Origin of the sequence: Rhodococcus sp. HM1 (assembly GCF_023218075.1) — a bacterium.
Lineage (GTDB): Bacteria > Actinomycetota > Actinomycetes > Mycobacteriales > Mycobacteriaceae > Rhodococcus.
Genome location: NZ_JALPTB010000224.1, coordinates 1 through 405, shown reverse-complemented (window position 1 = coordinate 405; position 405 = coordinate 1). Strand labels below are relative to the sequence as shown.

Sequence of the window (405 nt, the reverse complement as noted above, 5' to 3'; positions counted from 1 at the left end):
GGCCCAGGCGGCCGCGTGCAGGGCCCCGGCGGCGGCGTTCATCACCTGCAGCGCCGGCATGGCGGAGACCGCGCGCAGCACCGTGGCCGCCGGCAGGCCGGTGGCCCAGGGCCGCGGCGTCACCCGTTCCGGCACGAGGTCGAGTGCCTGCAGGCTGTCGATGCCGCACAGGCCGCAGCCCGTGCGCCCCGCCAGCGCCCGGCGCCGTTCCTTGAGGCGGGCGAAGCAGCGCGGCGCGATGTCCAGGTGCACCTCGCAGGCCGTGCCGCCACCACCGCCGCCGCCCTGCGGCGCGTTGCGCGCGAACACCTCGATGCCGCGGCAGTCGGCGGGCGTGTCGATCAGGCCCTCGCTGAGCGCGAAGCCGAGGGCGAACGCTTCCAGGTCGGCCGGCGTGGCCATCAT

Annotated in this window: 1 protein-coding gene; it reads right to left on the bottom strand. The window is 77.3% G+C overall.

Going from position 1 to position 405, the window contains the following annotated elements:
- Positions 1-405 (bottom strand): formate dehydrogenase accessory sulfurtransferase FdhD (locus tag M1M07_RS32530; protein ID WP_248676808.1); only part of this gene is annotated, 405 nt, incomplete at both ends.